Origin of the sequence: Streptomyces sp. NPDC002701 (assembly GCF_042889045.1) — a bacterium.
GTDB lineage: Bacteria > Actinomycetota > Actinomycetes > Streptomycetales > Streptomycetaceae > Streptomyces.
In genome coordinates, this window is sequence record NZ_JBIAQL010000034.1 from 19,258 (window position 1) to 35,927 (window position 16,670).

Genomic DNA, 16,670 nt, shown 5'->3' on the forward strand with positions numbered 1-16,670 from the left:
GCCGGACGACGCACGTATGGCCAGGCGCAGGCTTCCGTCTGATCACCGTTTCGAATGAGGAGAAGGGCCCGCCGGCGAGTGGGCTGACGGGCCCTCATGCAAGATCGAGCTGGCGAGGGCCCCGTTACCCGTGGCCGGGCATGCCGCCGCAGCAGGCGACGGTCTGGGTGTGGTCGGCGCTGGCGAGCGGTGCTACAGCGAGTACCGCTGTCAGCGCCAGAAAGACTCCGAGCACGGCTTTGCGCATCACATCTCCTTATAGAGAGGGGAAACCTGTTGAGCCAGCGGTTCCGCTGTTGACGGTCTCTACGGGTGGCCGGGCCCGCCGCCGCAACAGGCGATGGTGTGCGGCTGGTCGGCGCTGGCGAGCGGTGCTGCCGCGAGTACGGCTGTCAACGCCATGAACAGTGCGAGTGCGGCTTTGCGCATCTGAACTCCTTGGGAAAGGGGACCGGGTCTGGTTCTATCGCTGACGGGTGCCGCTTACGGGAAGCCGGGAGTGCCGCCGCAGCAGGCGACGGTCTGGGTCTGGTCGGCGTTGGCGAGGGGCGCTACAGCGAGTACCGCTGTCAGCGCCAGAAAGACTCCGAGCACGGCTTTGCGCATCACATCTCCTTGTCGAAGTAGAACTTGGTGAAGCCGTTCCTTTACGGCTGGCCGGGAGTGCCGCCGCAGCAGGCGACGGTCTGGGTGTGGTCGGGGCTGGCGAGGGGTGCTGCGGCGAGTACGGCTGTGAGTGCCACGAGCAGGCCGAGTATGGCTTTCTCCTCCGTGTTGGAGTCCGGGGACGCTTGAAGCGGTCACTGGTTCATACGCCTGAAATGGCGGGCGGGGCTGCAGGGGTGGTGAATGTTTGCGTGATGCACCATCCGTGAGGTGTTGCCGGTATCAGGCGGTCATACAGGGTGAGGTGGTGGGTGTTGGAGGGTTCGCTGGGAGGGTCCGGACCTGATGAAGGGCGAAGTTCTTGGTGGGGACTCGTCCGTCAAGACCGAAGGTCGGCCACGAGGTTTCCTTCGGCTGCTGACCGGTGGCGGGGTCGGCCGGCTGCAGCGAGGTGAGGCAACCAGTCGTCTCCCCTCCGTGCGGATGCGAGCCGCGATGCCCAGTGCCAGCACCGTCGGCTCGGGTGTGACGGCAGCGGGACAGATCCATATGACCCATGACCTCCAACATCGGCAATCCGCACTGAGGTTGACCACTGCTGTCGCTGTTCCTCAAGCTGTCGGGGTGTTCGAGCTTGTGCGAGATCGTGTACGTCCAGCTCATCGAGGGGGACCACCGTTATGACCACCACGCCGCCCACACCGCCGGACACCGACGCGCTTGCCTTCGTGGCGGCGCTGCGGCGGCTCAGGGCATGGTCGGGTCTGAGCTACCGCCGGCTGGAACGCCACGCGGCGGACGCGGGGCACTGCCTGCCGTACTCCACGGCGGCGACCATGCTCGGCAGGGACCGGCTTCCCCGCGAGGAGCTCGTCGCGGCGTTCGTCGCGGCCTGCGGAATCCAAGGCGCCGAGGCGCAGGCATGGCTGGACGCCCGCACCGATATCGCGTGCGGCCCCGCACCGGCAGACACCACGTTGACTAACACCACGCTCACGGACATCGCACCCGCGGTGGCCGCACCGGCGCGCACCAGGCCATGGCGGACGCGGTGGACACTCGTCGGCGCGGCGGCGCTCGTCACCGCGATCCTGGGCGGGGTGACGGCGTCCGGCGTCTTCACCGACGACGAAGAAGTGGTGCTGGAGACGCCGACGTCGGCGCACCTGTGACGCATCAGGGGCGAACCGACGTCTCGACGTCTCAGTCTCCTTAAGGGGGCGCGGAACCATCCGCCTGAGCCCTTGGATCCTGTGCCGCCCGGCTCGGCAACGGCACGGCGACCGTCGCGCCGCCCGCATCCGGGTCCTGTCCAGGATCGCGGTGCGCAAGTTCACGCACCTGCAGCGAGCAGTCGACCTGATCCTGGCCGCCCTCGCCCTGCTCCTTCTCGCCGTGACCGGCGCCCTTCTCTGACGCTCCTGCATCCCGCCCCACACCCCCGCCGACATCCCGGCGGCCGGTGCGGGGCCGGGCGCAGGACCGGACAGCCCGGCCCCGCACGCTCTGCCCCGGACAGGAGAGCCGATGCCCCACACTCTGCGCGCCACGGCCTACTTGTACGAGCCGGACTCCCCGCTGGTCCACCTGATAGAGATCACTGCCGAGGCGGTCGGCGAAGTGTCCGAGGCGCATTCCTCAGCAGGCGGTTGCAGGGCTGTGATGTCCGGAATGAGGCATGGAGGCGGTCTACCACCAAGGAGTGCATGCGATGTTGCTGTTAGTGCCGAGGCTGGTCACCTGCGCGCAGACACGGAAGGCTCGGCTCGCCGAACTGCTGGTCGGGTAAGCCGCCGTCGTGAGCCTGGCGCCGGCTGAGAACGTGGTGAACGGACCACACTGGATCCACGAAGCCCCGCCGTTGTTGGTGACATCCATCCAGACCAGTCCCCTGGCCGTGGGGCCCCAATCGCCGTTGCTTCCGGTGGTCAGGACGCCCCACGCCATCTGTGTGCCTCCGACATTGCCGGCCTGCATCGCGTACGAGGCGACGGCGTGGGGATTGTCGATCACCACAGCCCCTGCTCCCGCCACACCCTGACCGCTGAGACTGTCCGGGATGTCGGTGAAACCGTTCGCACCCCCCGTGCAGTCCGACGGCGCCGCCTGAGCTGTACCGGAAGAGCCGGCTATGAGTCCTGCCCCGAGTACGAGCGCGGCCGCCCCCATGCTGAAGATCCGCCGAATGCTGTGCATGTCTTCTCCCTGGTCTACGTGCTGATAGAAGTAGGACTTGGTGAAGCCGTTCCTTTACGGGTGGCCAGGCGGCGTCACGCCGCAGCAGGCGACGGGGTTGCTCTGGTCGGCGCTGGCGAGGGGTGCTACCGCGAGCACCGCGGCCAGTGCCACGAAGAGGCCGAGTACGGCTCTGCGCATCACAACTCCTTGTCGAGGGGAAAACCTTGGGCCAGCACTTCCGCTGTCGAGGGGAAAACCTTGGGCCAGCACTTCCGCTGGCGAGGGCCCCGTTACCCGTGGCCGGGCATGCCGCCGCAGCAGGCGACGGTCTGGGTCTGGTCGGCGCTGGAGAGGGGTGCTACCGCGAGCACCGCGGCCAGTGCCACGAAGAGGCCGAGTACGGCTTTACGCATTTACTTCTCCTCGTTGAGGGGGAATGTTGTCCAGCGCTTCCGCTGGCGAGGGCCCTTTGTTAGGAGTGCCCGTGCCACCAGCAGGCGACAGTCCCCGGGCGTTGCCGGAGGAACCGGTCACCAGCCCCGCTCCGGGCTGGTGGACCGTCAGGATGATCAGTGACGCCGTCGACTATCACATGGTCAGCACAGGGGTGTCATCGGACCAGGGGTACAGGATGTCTGGTGATCGATAACGTGCTCATTATTACAGCAGGTTGGAGGGTGAAAGGAGGGCTTCTCCGTGGGGGTGTCCGTGTCGAAGGAACCGAGCGTTCATCTGCTTAGTAGGTGCTTTTGATCCGCCGGCTGGCCAGCCCGTGAGCGCGGCGAAGTCACCCACGGGATGTGCTCACCTGGTGAACTGGGAGGCTGGATGCCGTTGCGTGGTCCGGGTGCCGGTCATGGTGCCGGGATCAGACGCCAGAGGGACGTGGTCTCGGCCCTTCGCGCTGTGTGGAGTGGGTCGGCTGCGTCCTTGGAGCGTGGGTGCCGGGGTTTGGTATCGACCTTGTCCACAACGCGAAGTTGTGCTGCCTGGATGGCGTCGAGCAGCTGCTGACGTGTCCGGAGGCCCAGGTGCTCTGCCAGGTCGGACAAGATGAGCCAGCCCTCCCCGCCTGGTCGGAGGCGGGCGGGCAGTCCGGCGAGGAGGCTGTGGAGCATGGTGCTGTCCGGGTCGTAGACGCCTTGTTCGATGGGGCCGGTCGGACGGGCGGGGAGCCAGGGCGGGTTGCAGACGATGAGGTCGGCGCGGCCTTCGGGGAACAGGCCGGGGCCTGACACCTGGATACGGTCGGTCAACGCTAGCCGGTGGACGTTCTCCTTGGCGCAAGCCAGGGCACGTGGGCTGATGTCGGTGGCCACGACGTGCTTGATTCCGCGGTGGGCCAGGACCGCAGCGAGGACGCCTGTTCCCGTGCCGAGGTCGAATGCCGTACTGCTGGCGGGACTGTGCCGGGTCGCCGGCGGCAGTGGCGTGTGGGCGACCAGGTCCACGTACTCACCTCTGACGGGTGCGAACACGCCGTAGTGGGGGTGGATGCGAGTCCCGAGCGCTGGCACGTCGATCCCTTTCAGGCGCCACTGGTGAGCGCCGATCACTCCCAACAGTTCCCGCAGAGAGACCGCCATGGGCCCCTTTGAGGGGCCATAAGCTTCCAGACACGCCTGGCGGACGTCGGGCGCCCGGCGCAACGTCAAGGTGTAGTCGTCGTCCAACAGCACCAGGAGTTTTCCGAGGACACGGGCGCGGTGACTGCTACTGCGTCGGTGCAGGTGGAAGTTCTCGCTCGGGGACGTGCTGGACCTGGGCGGCTTGCGGTCGATGCGGCGGCCCATCGCCTGCAGGAGTTGCCGGGCGTTGTGGAAGTCGCCTTGCCAGAGCAGGGCCGTTCCTTCGCACGCCTGTCGGTAGGCGTCGTTGGCCTTCATCCGGTCGTCAGCGACGACGGTTCGCTGGGGAAGAGGGGCGGCGTTCTCGGAATGCCAGCGGGCGGACTGGTGGGTGTGATTTTCGGTCCAGTGGATGGTGGACACCACGTACTCCTCGTGGTCGAACGTGCAGGGGCACGAAGAGCACTTCGACGAGGAGCAGGCTGAACCCACGCCTGTCTATGGGACAGGCGTGTGCGTTGAGGCAGGTGGCCGTTACCGCTCTCGCGTCGAAGCGCGAGAGCGGACGTCCCAGACAACCATGCCGAGCATCAGGGTCAGCCCTTTCGGAGGAGTGGCAGAAGGCTCGCACAGGTGCTGTTCGGCTGCCAAAAGCACCAGGCAAGCCAGGTCAACGGTCTGGATTCTTCGTCCACTGGCTGGTTCGCGGGTTCTTGCGGGTGAGGCGCCTGGACATCGTGGTAATGAGTGCCCAGTTCAGGTGTGCTTCGGAGTGCTGCGGGAGACGTTCGTAGTCGCGTGCGTTGCGGCGGGCGTTCAAGCACCAGCCGATCGTGCGCTCGACTTTCCAGCGGCGGGGCAGGACGACGAAACCCTTGGTGCCCTTGGGCCGCGAGACGATGCGCAGGGTGAGCCAGAGTCGGTCGCGGGCCCAGTCCACGAGTTCGCCGGCGTAGCCGCGGTCGGCCCAGACCTGGGTGATCTGTGGCTGGGTAAGGCGCAGGCGCCAGAAGACTTCGCGGGCGGCGCCGCGGTCCTGGATGTCGGCGGGCGTCACCGTGATCATCACGGGCAGGCCGAGCGTGTCCACGGTGATATGTCGTTTGCGGCCGTTGATTTTCTTGGCGGCGTCGTAGCCGCGGCTGTCCTTGCCGACGGTGGAGGCGCCCTTGACGGACTGGGAGTCGACGATCAGTGTCACCGGGTGGGGGCAGCGGCCCTTGCCCGTACGGATCCGGCGGCGTAGCTGGTCACGGATGTAGGTGACGACCCCGGCCCGGTTCCATCGTCAGAAGAACCCGTAAACCGTCTCCCACGGGGGGAAATCCGCAGGCAGGGCCCGCCACTTCGCGCCGTTGTCGACGATGTAGCGGATGCCGTCGACGATCTCCCGCCGGGGCCACTTTTCCGGGTGTCCGCCGGTCTTGGTCTGGCAGGCCGGGATGGGCAGCAGGGGTTCCAGCAGGGCCCATTCGGCGACGGAGGTGTCAGAGGGGTAGCGGCGGCGACGGGAGGCAGCGGGCATGGCGGGCTCGGCAGAGGTGATCGGCGGCGAGGGCTATTTGGAGAGTTGGGCGAGGGTGGCGCGGACGCCGGTGAGCTGGGCGGTGGCGAGCTGGGCCCATTCGTCGTCGGGGTAGCGGGCCAGGTGCGGGTCGAGCGTGCCCGTGATCACCCGGGTGAGTCGGCCGAGGATCTGGCGGAACTGGCGCTTGTCGTACTCGATCCAGTCCGCGGGGTCGTCGGAGAACATGTAGCCGTCTCCGCGGGTCCATGTGATCGGGGTCAGGTTCTCGGCGGCGACGACGTCGCGGACGTGCCGGATGCCGCGGCCGACCTGCGAGCGGGTCAGGCGGGTGGCGGCCATAAGCTGGTAGGTGTGCAGGCCCGCGGGGCGTGCTTCCATCAGGGCGACGCGGACCAGGTCGCCGTAGTGCTCGGCCAAAGGGCGGACCTCCCGGCGCCGCGGCACGGCTATTCCTCGCCCTTGAGGAGCTGCACGAGCTGCTCGTCCAGGGTGAACTCGCCGTTGTCGAGAGCGCCTTCGAGCCAGTCCGCCGCCGCGCGGACCCGGCCGATCTGCCGGCGGACGGTCTCGCGCTCGTCCTCGGTGAACTCCTGCCCGCGCAGCTGCGGGACCAGCCGGCCCAGGGTGGCCACGAAGCCGTGGCAGGAGCCGACCAGGTCGAGGTATTCGATGGTGTGCTCGATCTTCCGGACGGCCGGTGTGCGCTCCCGGATCCGTTCGCGCGTCTCGTTGGAGTTGTCGAACTGCGCACGGTTGACGAGCATCCGGTGGTGTCGTCGCGCATCGCTGTCCGGGCGACGGCCGGCCGTCGCAGCAGGCTGGTCGTGACCTCTTTGGCGACCGTGTCGTCCCTGGTCAGCTCCGTGACGACTCGCACCCGCTCGGCCGGGGTGACGTGCTCGGTCACCGCCGGCCGCTTCAGCAGATCGGTGGCGACCTGTGCGGCGACCTCGTCGTCCCGGGTCAGGTCGGCGACGGCCTGGACCTTCTCATCCACCGTGACCGGCCGGTCGACCCGCTGGCCGACGACCCGCTTCGCACCGTCCGGTGTCCACTGCCGCAGCGTGGTGGGAGTGACCGCTGCCGCCGCTTGCCGTGGCCGTGGCGGGGCAAGAACGACCGGTGTGGTCGTCACAGCAGGAGGCCGTGTGTCGTTATCCACCGAGGCCCCCCTGGCTGCCAGCCAGGCCACCGATCTGGACCACGGTCTCGCTCTGCCCAGGCCGGCGCTTGGAGATCCGGCTTCCCGGCGGCAGTACCTGCAACTGGGTGCTGAGTGCGTCCTCGTCTATCTCAGCCAGCCTTACCGTGGCCCGGGCACGGATCCACAGGTAGCCGACACGTGCCGCCCCACCACACAATCCCAAGGCCACTGGCGCAACCACCGCTATCTCCACAGGTCTTCTCCTTGGGGTCCTGGTGCGTCGGCAACTCCGGCGTCCTCCACCACCCAGTAGTGCACGAACTTCAGCCCAGCGTGACGTCCCCTCAACAACATTCGCAAGAAAGTCAGTTCCTCCCACGAACAAGGCGTGCGGGGCACCCGTGCGGGCGGCCAGCAGAGGTCGGTGCCACCGTCGACAACACCTGGCGCGCGGCAGCGGCACGGTGGGCGGAGGCCGAACGTGCGGCTGTGGCCGCTGCAGATGCGGTGCGCCAGGCCCTGCCGTGTGAGGACTGCGGGCAGCCGCGGGCGGCCGGGCTGTGTGAGCGTCGCGACTATTGACGTCAGACCGAGTCCCTGATCGGTGAGGCCAGGCTCTACGCGGCGGTCTGGTCCGTTGACCTGGCCGACCTGGGCAGCGTCGCGGCCGTCGCCGACCAGGCCCGGACGGCCATCGGTGACAGCACCGCCGCGTGGCAGGAGTTCCTGGAGATCACCGACGTGGCCACCCTGGAGGCGGATCCGCAGGCGGCTGCGGACGCGTACGCGTTCACCGCGTTCCAGGTTGCGCAGCAGGCCGTCGGCGCGTACCAGGACGACGCCCTGGCGCTGCTGGGCCGCACGGCGGAGGCCGAAGCCGAGGCCCGGCGGGCGTACCGGTCCGAGCAGGGCCGCCCGTGGTTCCAGCACAACCCGGCCGGCGCGGACGCCGTCGTCGCCGCGACGAAGGCCGCCGACACGGCGAGGGAGCGCGTAGCCGAGTACCTGCTGGCGGCGCGGCTGGAGCAGCTGCGCGAGCGGTCCGCCGCCCGGACCGGGAAGCCCGCGTCGTGGACGGAGCGGCTGCCCGCCCTCGCCGCGCGCCCGCTGGATGGCGACGCCTCCGGTGCGGTGATCGCATGACCGGCGCGCTGAGCGGCGTCGACCTCGCCCGCCAGGCCCTCATCGCGGCCCGGGAGGCAGCGAAGAAGAACGGCGCCGCCCAGACGAAGAAGCCGAAGCGGCGCACCGCCACCGTCGTGCGCCGCGACGGGCGCGAGCCGCTCGGGCTCGGTGCGGCGATCGGCATGATGATGACCGAGCGCGGCATGGTCGCCCCGGCCGCCGGCGGATCTGTCCTCGCCGACTTCGACGCCATCCTCGCCGCGGCCGTGCCCGAGCTCGCCGGGCGCGTGCAGGCGACGGCGTTCGACGCGGAGACCGGCCGCCTGGACGTCGTCCCCGACGCCCCGGCCGTCGGCACGAAGCTGCGCTGGAGCGCCCCAAAGCTGATCACGGCGGCCAACGAACGGGTACAGGCAGCGAACGTCCGCGCCCTGAACGTCCTGGCGCTCGCGCCCGCGAAGGTCGGCCCCACCGCCGCGGCGGCCGCCACCCCGGCCGCACCCTCCGTGCCCGCCGTTCCGATAGAGCGCCAGCCGCAGCCGGATGGGTACCGGCGCGCGATGGAGGCGCACCGCCAGGCCGCGCCGCCGTCCCGGGCGGACCCCGCCGTTGCGGACGCGGTGGCGCGGCAGACCGCCGCGATGCGCGCGCTCAGCGCCTGGGCGTTTTCCGAGACCGACGTGCCGGACGAGCAGCCGCCCTCGATCGAGACAGTGCGCGCCCAGCGCCGCCAGGAGTCCGAGAAGACCCGGCTCGCCGCGTTGCGCCGTGCCCGCCATGAGCGGGCCAGACGGACGCCGGAGGCTGCCGGGCTTGAGCAGACGGCATGAGCAACACGAATGTCACCGCACCGCTATTCAAACGGAGGTTCGAATATGAAAGCGTGGAAAGGCATCGGATGCGGTCGGATACCGGCGTACGCATACCGCGACTCGGACCAGGACGGCATCGTTAGGCAGCACACAGAGGAAGACGGCTACTGCAGTGAGGCCAGGGGCGTAAGGGTGGGAGGGGACCGGTGAGCGATCGCAGTTCTATCGAGTGGACCGAGGCGACCTGGAATCCGACAACCGGCTGCGACCGGGTGTCGTCCGGCTGCGACCACTGCTACGCGCTTACGCTGGCCAAGCGGCTCAAGGCGATGGGGTCGGCGAAGTACCAAAACGACGGGGATCCGCGCACCTCGGGTCCGGGGTTCGCTCTGACGCTGCACCCGGACGCGCTGGCCGTGCCGTACGGGTGGAAGAGCCCGCGGACGGTGTTCGTGAACTCCATGAGCGACCTGTTCCACGCGCGGGTCCCACTGGACTACGTGCAGCAGGTCTTTGAGGTGATCGCGAACACGCCGCAGCACACTTACCAGGTCCTGACCAAACGGGCGCGGCGGCTGCGGCTGGTCGCCGACCGCCTTGAGTGGCCGGCCAACCTGTGGATGGGCGTGTCCGTGGAGACCGCCAAGGAACTGCCGCGTGTAGATGACCTGCGGCTGGTGCCGGCGGCCGTGCGGTTCTTGTCCTGTGAGCCGCTGCTCGGTCCGCTCTCCGACCTGGACCTGACCGGTATCGACTGGGTGATCGTGGGCGGTGAGTCCGGGCCGGGTGCCCGGCCGATGCACGAGGAGTGGGCTACCGACATCGTCGGCCGCTGTCGGCGCCATGGGACGGCGCCGTTCGTCAAACAGCTCGGCTCATGCTGGCACAAGGCTCACCACAAAGACATCGCCCGCTTTCCCGCCGGTCTGCAGGTGCGCGAGTATCCGCAGCTCAAGAACAGGGTCTCCGTCTGACCGGTGGGCGATCTCAGGCCGCGGCGGGCAGGCTGACCCAGCTCTTGCTGGTCAGCTTGCCCGGCGACTGCACCACCACGGAGCCCTCCTGCCGCATCTGCCGCACCGCCTTCAGTGCGTGCGTGGGCATCCAGCGGGCGGTCTCGGTCAGCAGCCACTGCCCGACGGTCTCCACCGTGGCCCCATCGGCTGCAAGGCGTTGGGTGACCAGCTCGATCAGTTCCGGGTCGCAGGCATCGAACGCCTGGAAGAAGTCGAGCTGCCCGGCTGGCAGGGCGCCGCGGGTGCGGGGGTCCTGAAAGCTCTCGCCGTCACGGTCGTCGACCTTCCACATCGCTTCCTTCATGGCCTTCAGCCCTGCATCGCTGCCGGTACCGAAGACCAGATACAGGGGCGTGCCGGTGCGGGGCACCAGACGGAACTGCAGCTGGTAGCCGAAGCCGGCCCGGCGCAGCGCGCTGCGGTAGGTGCCCAGCCACGCACGCCAGCGTTCATCAGGCCGGGCCTCGTCCGCTGCCGGCGTCCAGTGCTGGCGGCCGCCGAAGACCTCGTCGAGGATGTCGGCGTTGAGCTCCTCGCGGCGGCTGAACCAGTTGGGCCCGAAGGTGGTGATGACCTCGCTGGAGCGGTTGTGGGCGATGCGCCACATCACCTCCAGAGGCACGTTCACACTGCCCCAGCTGTCGAAGATACCGAGGATCGGATTCCCCCAGGCGCCCAGTTCGGTCAGTACCGGCAGACTGTCCCGGCCCGCCTCGCCGCGCCGGACCTCCACCCTCACCGGCAGGTCGGCCAGTTTCCCGAACCGGTCCGTCAGCTCGGCCACGAGGTGTTGGTGGCGGGCCCGGTCCTTCTCGATGAAGACCAGGTGCACCCGGCGCGGGCTGAGGTTCATCCGATCGACGGCAGTGTGGTGCAAGAGCCGGTCCAGGATGAACACCGGGGAGCCCGACTCGCCGCCCTCGTAGCGGCCCGGGCCGGCGAATGCGTCCAGCAGCGTCACCCGCGGCCTGCTGTAGCCGGTGCGCTGAGAGGTCTGCAGCAGGATCGGCCACCATGCGTCCAGGTACCGCTGGTACAGACGGTGCTTGGCTGCCGTAGCAGGCTCCAAAGGCCACAGGACACCCATGCCGACCCCCTCGGACAACAGAATGTGGCACAGATTGTCCGCTGAGTAACCACAAGACGCCAGAACGCGTTCCAGACGGAGATCTGCCGTACCAGTACCGCTTGGCCGCAGTCGTCCTTGCGGCTCTGCTCGGCGCGGGCCTCGGAACCATCCCCGCGGGTGCGGGGTGCGGGGTGCGGGGTGCGGGGTGCGGGGTGCGGGGAAGCACAGCGCCGTGGCTTCTTCTGGACCACCCCCGCGGGTGCGGGGAGCAGAGCGTCCTGGGCGGCACGCAGCCGATCAGGAAGGGACCATCCCCGCACGCACGGGGAGCAGTTCTGCAGGCCGCGCGCCGACGGGCTCACGCTGGGACAATTCCCGCACGCGCGGGGAGCAGCCCGCAGGGGCCGCCTTGATGACGTAGAGAAAGGGTCCATCCCCGCGGGTGCGGGGAGCAGGCCTACCAGCATCAGTACTCGATCCGGTTCGAGGGACCATCCCCGCGGGAGCAGGGAGCAGGAAGTCGGTCTTGGCGAGGGACTGGGCGACGATGGACCATCCCCGCGGGTGCGGGGAGCAGCCTGCGCCCTTCCGGGACTCCGCAAGCCCCTGGGGACCATCCCCGCCGGTGCGGGGAGCAGAGGAAATCCCCGTCGTACTCCGTGGTGTCCCTGGGACCATCCCCGCGGGGGGAGCAGAGCGGCCTGCGGCCCGCACTCCGCCCACGACAGGGACCATCCCCGCGGGTGCGGGGAGCAGAGAGCTGGAGCAGCTGACTGGGCATCCGGTGCGGGACCATCCCCGCGGGTGCGGGGAGCAGGAGCCGGGGTGGGCGCCGGCGTCTCGGGCGGAGGGACCGTCCCCGCGGGTGCGGGGAGCAGGTACGCACCCTGTTTCTGGGGGTGGACCAGACGGGACCATCCCTGCGGGTGCGGGGAGCAGAACGTCGAGTAGACCAGTCGCTCACCCTTCCCGGGACCATCCCCGCGGGTGCGGGGAGCAGTTCGCGGGCGGCTTGGATGCGCCTGCCGATTCGGGACCATCCCCGCGGGTGCGGGGAGCAGGTGTACGTCGCTCCGCGTCGGTGGACTGCTTCGGGACCATCCCCGCAGGTGCGGGGAGCAGGCCATCGTCGACTACGTCTCGCCCGTCCCTCTGGGACCATCCCCGCGGGTGCGGGGAGCAGCAGTTGGCGCACACCTGAGTGACGCGGAGCGTGGGACCATCCCCGCAGGTGCGGGGAGCAGGCTGAATTCATGACCGCCTTCTACGAGCGGCTGGGACCATCCCCGCAGGTGCGGGGAGCAGGACCACAGCCGTCCACGCGCGTGACGCGCACCGGGACCATCCCCGCAGGTGCGGGGAGCAGTCGGTCGGCCACATCAAGGACGGCCTGGACTGGGGACCATCCCCGCAGGTGCGGGGAGCAGAGCGATGGCCAGGGCCTCCATCAGGTCACCGCCGGACCATCCCCGCAGGTGCGGGGAGCAGTACTGGTCGTACACGACGTGGTGCCAGTTCCCGGGACCATCCCCGCAGGTGCGGGGAGCAGACCCGCAGCATGGTGCGCGAGGGGTCGGCGGAGGGACCATCCCCGCAGGTGCGGGGAGCAGCGGTGGGGCGGGCCAGGGACAGCGGGGTGGGGGGGACCATCCCCGCAGGTGCGGGGAGCAGAGGCATCCCCCGCCTGATCCTCGGGTCTTGGTGGGACCATCCCCGCAGGTGCGGGGAGCAGTTCCGGCCGCCCGTGCCCTTGGAGATCGTCGCGGGACTATCCCCGCAGGTGCGGGGAGCAGGTCGTGAACACCGGCTCCGGGCGTCCGGTGCCGGGACCATCCCCGCAGGTGCGGGGAGCAGGCGGGCTCGATCACCGGCGCCGTGATGGGCGGGGGACCATCCCCGCAGGTGCAGGGAGCAGCAGACCCCGCCCTCACGCACCCACGGCTGCGACGGACCATCCCCGCACCCGCCTGGATGGTCCCTGAGTATCGATGGGGTCAGAACCGAAGCCAGGCTGCTCCCCGCGCCCGCGGGGATGGTCCCCAGTCCGCGATAGCGCGCAGGGAAGTGCCCTCCTGCTCCCCGCGCCCGCGGGGATGGTCCCCGGTCCACCTCGTGTGGAGGCAGGCCGGGGGCCCTGCTCCCCGCGCCCGCGGGGATGGTCCCCGCAAGTTCGCGGAGCTGGCCAAGGAGGTGGGCTGCTCCCCGCGCCCGCGGGGATGGTCCCGCATCAGCGCTGCGACGTGCAGTGCAGGAGCCCTGCTCCCCGCGCCCGCGGGGATGGTCCCCACGGGCCGGGCCGCCGACCGCGACCGGCTGTCTGCTCCCCGCGCCCGCGGGGATGGTCCCACGCCGGGCGTGGTCGGCACCCGGGCCTTGCCCTGCTCCCCGCGCCCGCGGGGATGGTCCCAGGTTCTGCAGCAGCATCTTCGTCGACATCGTCTGCTCCCTGCGCCCGCGGGGATGGTCCCGCGCGGCTACGCGTCGTGGCCCAGCTCACAGAGTGCTCCCCGCGCCTGCGGGGATGGACCCCGACGTACGCCTACGAAGACCGCGTCACCTCCTGCTCCCCATGGATGCGGGGATCCGCGTCGCACCTGGACATCGGCCACACGGTGCCGTCTGGCCCTGCACCCCGCCGTTGTCTCGCATGCGAGACAAATCGGTGCTGGCGCCGCCTGCGCACCCTGTTCCTACTGAGCGCTGCGAGGCGGCGAGACCCCCGGGAACGGCTCGTGGTCCGCTGCTGCGTCCCGTCCGACGGCCACCGCGCCCTGCACGGCGCGTCCTGTGAGGTGTCGGACGCGCGGCGGAGGGGCGTCTGTTGCGGGTCCGCTTCCGCCCAGCGCGTGGGCGGCTGGACGGAAGCGGGGCGGTCCCCGTCGGTCGTTCTTCAGCACACGGGGGCCGCGCGGCCTTCCAGACCGGAAGGTGCAACGCCGGGGGAGGCGTCCGTCTTCCATGGTGGGCCATCCCGTCGGTGCCGCAACGGCAAGTACGGTTTCGCCGCTAAAAGTGTTCCTTCAGACATGATTTTGCGCCGCTGGTGACCGTCGTGGATCAACGGGTCGGCGGGGCCGGGCGGGTGACGTGATGTCATTGTTCCGTAATCCCATGATCACGTTGAGTGGTCTGTGCTCGGCACAGCATGCTGTTCCCCAACTCCTCCGGGGCGCTTCAGCACCGTCCCGGGGGAGCCTTTCCAGACGCTTCTTCCTTGCAGGGAAGGTGACATGAACAGCAAGCAGGTGATGATCGTGGCCGTTCTGGCGGCGGTCCTCACGTGGAGCACGGTCATGACCGTGCTGGGACAGCTCGCAGCCGTGGCTGCGCTGCTGCCCTCCCTCGGGCTCCTCATCCAGCAGATAATTTCGGCGTTGGGCGGCACGGCCGTGCGATCCGGTACGACGGCGGCTTCGCCTGCCGGGAGTGAGGAGCCGTCACGGTGAAACCGCCCCAGATGCCCGAGCAGCCCGGAGGGGATCCGCCCCATCGTCGCGGCCGCCCGCCGGAGTCGATCTGCGAGAGCGCCGGTACAGCGCACCGAACGTGGCTGGAGCCGGTCCGCAGCCGGCTCGTTGCGAGCGGTCTGACCCTCGACGACCTCGTCAGCCGCTCCGGCTACTCCAAGGCCCGCCTGTCCGAACTCCTGCGCGGCAAGGGCTACTACCCCGGCTGGGAAATCACCTACAGCGTGGTCCGTGCACTGGAGATCCCCGTCAGCCCGGTGTGCCGGCTATGGAAGGTGGCAGCCGTGGAGGCCGACAAGGACCCCGCCTGGATCAAGAGCCGGATCCGTGATGTCCGGTTCGACGAGGAGGAACAGCCCATCGCACACCTGGGGCTCACCCAGGCCATGTGGCGGCCCTACACCGCCTACGCGCAGGTCTTCCTCCAGTCCGAGCAGCGCGCCCGGCAAGCGGCTGCGGAGACCTTCGACATCCTGTGGCTCACCTGGGAGAAGGCCACCACCAGCTCCAACACCCCCCTCCACGCCTGGCAGTTGCTGCGTACGACCGTCCTGTCCCGCACCCCCAAGCGGCCCGGCGGCCATCCCGATATACGTGCTGCGGCGTTCTCCACGACCGCCCAGGCCGAGATCTCCGACCTGGGCGAACGGCTGGCCCGCATCGATCTCCAGGCACAGTTCTTCGACGCGATCTCCCGCCTGCCCGCAGACCACATGGACATCACCGTCCTGCGCTACCTGTGCGGCATCGACCCCGATGCCATCCCCGGCATCGTCGGCCTGTCGCCGGCCCTCACCCACACGCTGGACCACCATGCCCGCGGGGCACTTAACGAACTTTTCCCCGACACCGACACCCAGGAGTGATCACCCCGCCATGAGCACCATCGACGACCTCCTCGCCCAGTCGCTGCTGCTGCACCGGCCCCACGTCCCCTGCGACGTCGTCCCCTACAACGACCTTGCCGAGGACGATCTCCTGCTGTGGGACGGCTACCGGCCACACGTGGCCGACCACAGCGCCGCACAGAGCCTTGCCGCCCTGTGCGAGGCGGTCGTCTCCCACTGCACCGCAGACCAGCTAGCCGACTTCCTCACCGACCAGGTGCCACAGCCACGGGCCGCCTGGATCCTCGGCTGCGTCCTGCAGCTCGCCGGCGCCGCCGACGGCGCGCGCTTTTGGTGGCAGTACGCGGCCGGCGCCGACGACGCTCCCGCCTCCTACTGCCTTTACCTGCAGCACCTCGCCCGGGGTGACATCCACGCCGCCGCCCTGTGGCAGGCCCAGGCCGGTGCCTACGTACCCGAGGACAACGAGATCGACGCCCAGGAAGACGCTCCGGCCCACCGCATGATGACCGCCGACACCAGCTTCGCCACCGTCCTGCGCATCCTCAGCCACCTCACACTCGCCACCCCGCGCGCCTACACTCCGGTGGCACAGGCCGTCATCGAATTCGTGGACACCGCCGTCGCCCTCGGCTACGACCGCCACCCTGACTTCGAACTGCCCGTGCCGGGAACACACTTCGCCGAACAGCTGGAGATCATCATCGCGGCGGCGTCGGGTAGGCGCGAACCCCGCCACGTTCCGGACACGGTGCTTGCTGGGGAACTGCCCAACCGGCCCCCTCTGGACAACTCCGGCGAACGCGCACCCGTCCAGACAACAGCCCAGGGACCAGAACACCTGCTGGTGGAAGTCACCGCCGCCGACTACGAACCCGCATCCGCGCACGTGTTCTTCAAAGGCGCGGCCGCTGTCTGCTGGAAGACAGCCACCGTCGCCGACAACCCTGACGAACCCAGCAATCGCATGGCCTATTACCTGAGCCGCTTCCGGACGCGAGCGGCTTATGTGTTCTCCCCCGCACCCTCCGGATTCGGGGCACCCCGGCCTGCCTTCCCCAGGTAGACGGAGTGAGGCCAAGGAGTATGAGGCTGAGGCAAGGGCCCGCAACCGTGCTTCCGCATGCCCTGTCCTGCCCGCCAGCCCGGAGGACGATGGAGCGGTGGGCGTTCGGCATCGGCCGCGCGTAGGCGTACCGACTGCTGGATGTCGCCCGCGCCTGGCGCTGCGCCAGGCGCGCGCGGAACGCGCGGGCCCGTCAGGCCGGCACGTCGACCGTTTCTGGCGAGCCTGCCCTGCTGCGTACGA

Annotated in this window: 16 protein-coding genes, 2 pseudogenes and 2 CRISPR repeat arrays; of the genes and pseudogenes, 7 read left to right on the forward strand and 11 right to left on the reverse strand. The window is 69.4% G+C overall.

The genetic code is table 11. The annotated features are described in order from the left end of the window. Positions 1–124: 124 nt before the first annotated feature. The 3 genes from ACFYXC_RS38945 to ACFYXC_RS38955 are packed head-to-tail and all read right to left on the reverse strand — an operon-like array spanning position 125 to position 606. The gene (locus ACFYXC_RS38945) at positions 125–247 is read right to left on the reverse strand and encodes a hypothetical protein (protein WP_389557499.1); all 123 of its coding nucleotides are present in this window, start codon (positions 245–247) and stop codon (positions 125–127) included. A gap of 59 nt (positions 248–306) precedes the next feature. Further along, a complete protein-coding gene (locus tag ACFYXC_RS38950; protein ID WP_389557501.1) occupies positions 307–429 on the reverse strand; it encodes a hypothetical protein in 123 nt (40 codons plus the stop codon). 54 nt (positions 430–483) lie between these two features. Further along, the gene (locus ACFYXC_RS38955; RefSeq protein WP_389557503.1) at positions 484–606 is read right to left on the reverse strand and encodes a hypothetical protein; all 123 of its coding nucleotides are present in this window, start codon (positions 604–606) and stop codon (positions 484–486) included. Between the two features lie 680 nt (positions 607–1,286). On the opposite strand from ACFYXC_RS38955, the gene ACFYXC_RS38960 reads away from it, so the two are divergent. Next, the gene (locus ACFYXC_RS38960; protein ID WP_389557505.1) at positions 1,287–1,778 is read left to right on the forward strand and encodes a hypothetical protein; all 492 of its coding nucleotides are present in this window, start codon (positions 1,287–1,289) and stop codon (positions 1,776–1,778) included. A gap of 517 nt (positions 1,779–2,295) precedes the next feature. Here the strand turns inward: ACFYXC_RS38960 and ACFYXC_RS38965 are convergent. From ACFYXC_RS38965 to ACFYXC_RS38995, 7 genes and pseudogenes are all read right to left on the reverse strand, one after another. Continuing rightward, on the reverse strand, positions 2,296–2,802 hold the full coding sequence (locus ACFYXC_RS38965) for a hypothetical protein (RefSeq protein ID WP_389557506.1): 507 nt from the start codon (positions 2,800–2,802) through the stop codon (positions 2,296–2,298). Positions 2,803–2,856: 54 nt separating this feature from the next. Beyond that, on the reverse strand, positions 2,857–2,982 hold the full coding sequence (locus ACFYXC_RS38970) for a hypothetical protein (RefSeq protein ID WP_389557508.1): 126 nt from the start codon (positions 2,980–2,982) through the stop codon (positions 2,857–2,859). A 92-nt stretch (positions 2,983–3,074) separates the two neighbouring features. Further along, positions 3,075–3,197 (reverse strand): hypothetical protein, encoded by a 123-nt coding sequence (locus tag ACFYXC_RS38975; protein ID WP_389557510.1) that lies wholly within the window; start codon positions 3,195–3,197, stop codon positions 3,075–3,077. Between the two features lie 441 nt (positions 3,198–3,638). Further along, positions 3,639–4,775, reverse strand: coding sequence for a methyltransferase (locus ACFYXC_RS38980; protein WP_389557512.1), 1,137 nt, complete (start codon positions 4,773–4,775; stop codon positions 3,639–3,641). Positions 4,776–5,022: 247 nt separating this feature from the next. After that, a pseudogene (locus ACFYXC_RS38985) lies at positions 5,023–5,877 on the reverse strand (IS5 family transposase). A 33-nt stretch (positions 5,878–5,910) separates the two neighbouring features. Further along, positions 5,911–6,297, reverse strand: a complete 387-nt coding sequence (locus tag ACFYXC_RS38990; protein WP_389557514.1) for a hypothetical protein — start codon at positions 6,295–6,297, stop codon at positions 5,911–5,913. 29 nt (positions 6,298–6,326) lie between these two features. Continuing rightward, positions 6,327–7,072, reverse strand: a pseudogene (locus ACFYXC_RS38995) (DUF6192 family protein). Positions 7,073–7,765: 693 nt separating this feature from the next. Here ACFYXC_RS38995 and ACFYXC_RS39000 point away from each other — a divergent pair. The 3 genes from ACFYXC_RS39000 to ACFYXC_RS39010 all read left to right on the forward strand — a co-directional run bounded on the left by ACFYXC_RS39000 (position 7,766) and on the right by ACFYXC_RS39010 (position 9,935). Then, complete coding sequence (locus ACFYXC_RS39000) at positions 7,766–8,167, forward strand: hypothetical protein (RefSeq protein ID WP_389557515.1); 402 nt, start codon at positions 7,766–7,768, stop codon at positions 8,165–8,167. After that, positions 8,164–8,979: a DUF721 domain-containing protein gene (locus tag ACFYXC_RS39005; RefSeq protein WP_389557517.1), complete on the forward strand. Its 816-nt coding sequence runs from the start codon at positions 8,164–8,166 to the stop codon at positions 8,977–8,979. Before ACFYXC_RS39000 ends, ACFYXC_RS39005 begins: the two co-directional genes overlap by 4 nt. Positions 8,980–9,167: 188 nt before the next feature. After that, the gene (locus tag ACFYXC_RS39010) at positions 9,168–9,935 is read left to right on the forward strand and encodes a DUF5131 family protein (protein WP_389557519.1); all 768 of its coding nucleotides are present in this window, start codon (positions 9,168–9,170) and stop codon (positions 9,933–9,935) included. Positions 9,936–9,948: 13 nt separating this feature from the next. Here ACFYXC_RS39010 and ACFYXC_RS39015 read toward each other — a convergent pair whose 3' ends face one another. Beyond that, positions 9,949–11,064: a three-Cys-motif partner protein TcmP gene (locus ACFYXC_RS39015; protein ID WP_389557521.1), complete on the reverse strand. Its 1,116-nt coding sequence runs from the start codon at positions 11,062–11,064 to the stop codon at positions 9,949–9,951. Positions 11,065–11,207: 143 nt separating this feature from the next. Next, a CRISPR array of direct repeats spans positions 11,208–12,961; the repeat unit is 29 nt; unit sequence GGGACCATCCCCGCAGGTGCGGGGAGCAG. A gap of 35 nt (positions 12,962–12,996) precedes the next feature. Further along, positions 12,997–13,575: a CRISPR direct-repeat array (repeat unit 29 nt; unit sequence CTGCTCCCCGCGCCCGCGGGGATGGTCCC). A gap of 701 nt (positions 13,576–14,276) precedes the next feature. On the opposite strand from ACFYXC_RS39015, the gene ACFYXC_RS39020 reads away from it, so the two are divergent. From ACFYXC_RS39020 to ACFYXC_RS39030, 3 genes are read left to right on the forward strand one after another with little or no spacing between them, the layout of a single operon-like run. Further along, positions 14,277–14,492 carry a hypothetical protein gene (locus tag ACFYXC_RS39020; protein WP_389557522.1) on the forward strand — a complete coding sequence of 72 codons (216 nt, stop codon included), beginning with the start codon at positions 14,277–14,279 and terminating at the stop codon, positions 14,490–14,492. After that, positions 14,489–15,379 (forward strand): XRE family transcriptional regulator, encoded by an 891-nt coding sequence (locus tag ACFYXC_RS39025; RefSeq protein WP_389557524.1) that lies wholly within the window; start codon positions 14,489–14,491, stop codon positions 15,377–15,379. Before ACFYXC_RS39020 ends, ACFYXC_RS39025 begins: the two co-directional genes overlap by 4 nt. Positions 15,380–15,389: 10 nt before the next feature. Then, on the forward strand, positions 15,390–16,427 hold the full coding sequence (locus ACFYXC_RS39030) for a hypothetical protein (RefSeq protein ID WP_389557526.1): 1,038 nt from the start codon (positions 15,390–15,392) through the stop codon (positions 16,425–16,427). Positions 16,428–16,670 lie beyond the last annotated feature (243 nt).

What these genes read in the sequence shown, in the direction of transcription:
- ACFYXC_RS38970 (WP_389557508.1), bottom strand. Translation starts at nt 2,982, where the DNA reads ATGCGCAGAGCCGTACTCGGCCTCTTCGTGGCACTGGCCGCGGTGCTC.
- ACFYXC_RS39030 (WP_389557526.1), top strand. Translation starts at nt 15,390, where the DNA reads ATGAGCACCATCGACGACCTCCTCGCCCAGTCGCTGCTGCTGCACCGG.
- ACFYXC_RS39020 (WP_389557522.1), top strand. Translation starts at nt 14,277, where the DNA reads ATGAACAGCAAGCAGGTGATGATCGTGGCCGTTCTGGCGGCGGTCCTC.
- ACFYXC_RS38960 (WP_389557505.1), top strand. Translation starts at nt 1,287, where the DNA reads ATGACCACCACGCCGCCCACACCGCCGGACACCGACGCGCTTGCCTTC.
- ACFYXC_RS38975 (WP_389557510.1), bottom strand. Translation starts at nt 3,197, where the DNA reads ATGCGTAAAGCCGTACTCGGCCTCTTCGTGGCACTGGCCGCGGTGCTC.
- ACFYXC_RS38945 (WP_389557499.1), bottom strand. Translation starts at nt 247, where the DNA reads ATGCGCAAAGCCGTGCTCGGAGTCTTTCTGGCGCTGACAGCGGTACTC.
- ACFYXC_RS38965 (WP_389557506.1), bottom strand. Translation starts at nt 2,802, where the DNA reads ATGCACAGCATTCGGCGGATCTTCAGCATGGGGGCGGCCGCGCTCGTA.
- ACFYXC_RS38950 (WP_389557501.1), bottom strand. Translation starts at nt 429, where the DNA reads ATGCGCAAAGCCGCACTCGCACTGTTCATGGCGTTGACAGCCGTACTC.
- ACFYXC_RS39005 (WP_389557517.1), top strand. Translation starts at nt 8,164, where the DNA reads ATGACCGGCGCGCTGAGCGGCGTCGACCTCGCCCGCCAGGCCCTCATC.
- ACFYXC_RS38955 (WP_389557503.1), bottom strand. Translation starts at nt 606, where the DNA reads ATGCGCAAAGCCGTGCTCGGAGTCTTTCTGGCGCTGACAGCGGTACTC.
- ACFYXC_RS39015 (WP_389557521.1), bottom strand. Translation starts at nt 11,064, where the DNA reads ATGGGTGTCCTGTGGCCTTTGGAGCCTGCTACGGCAGCCAAGCACCGT.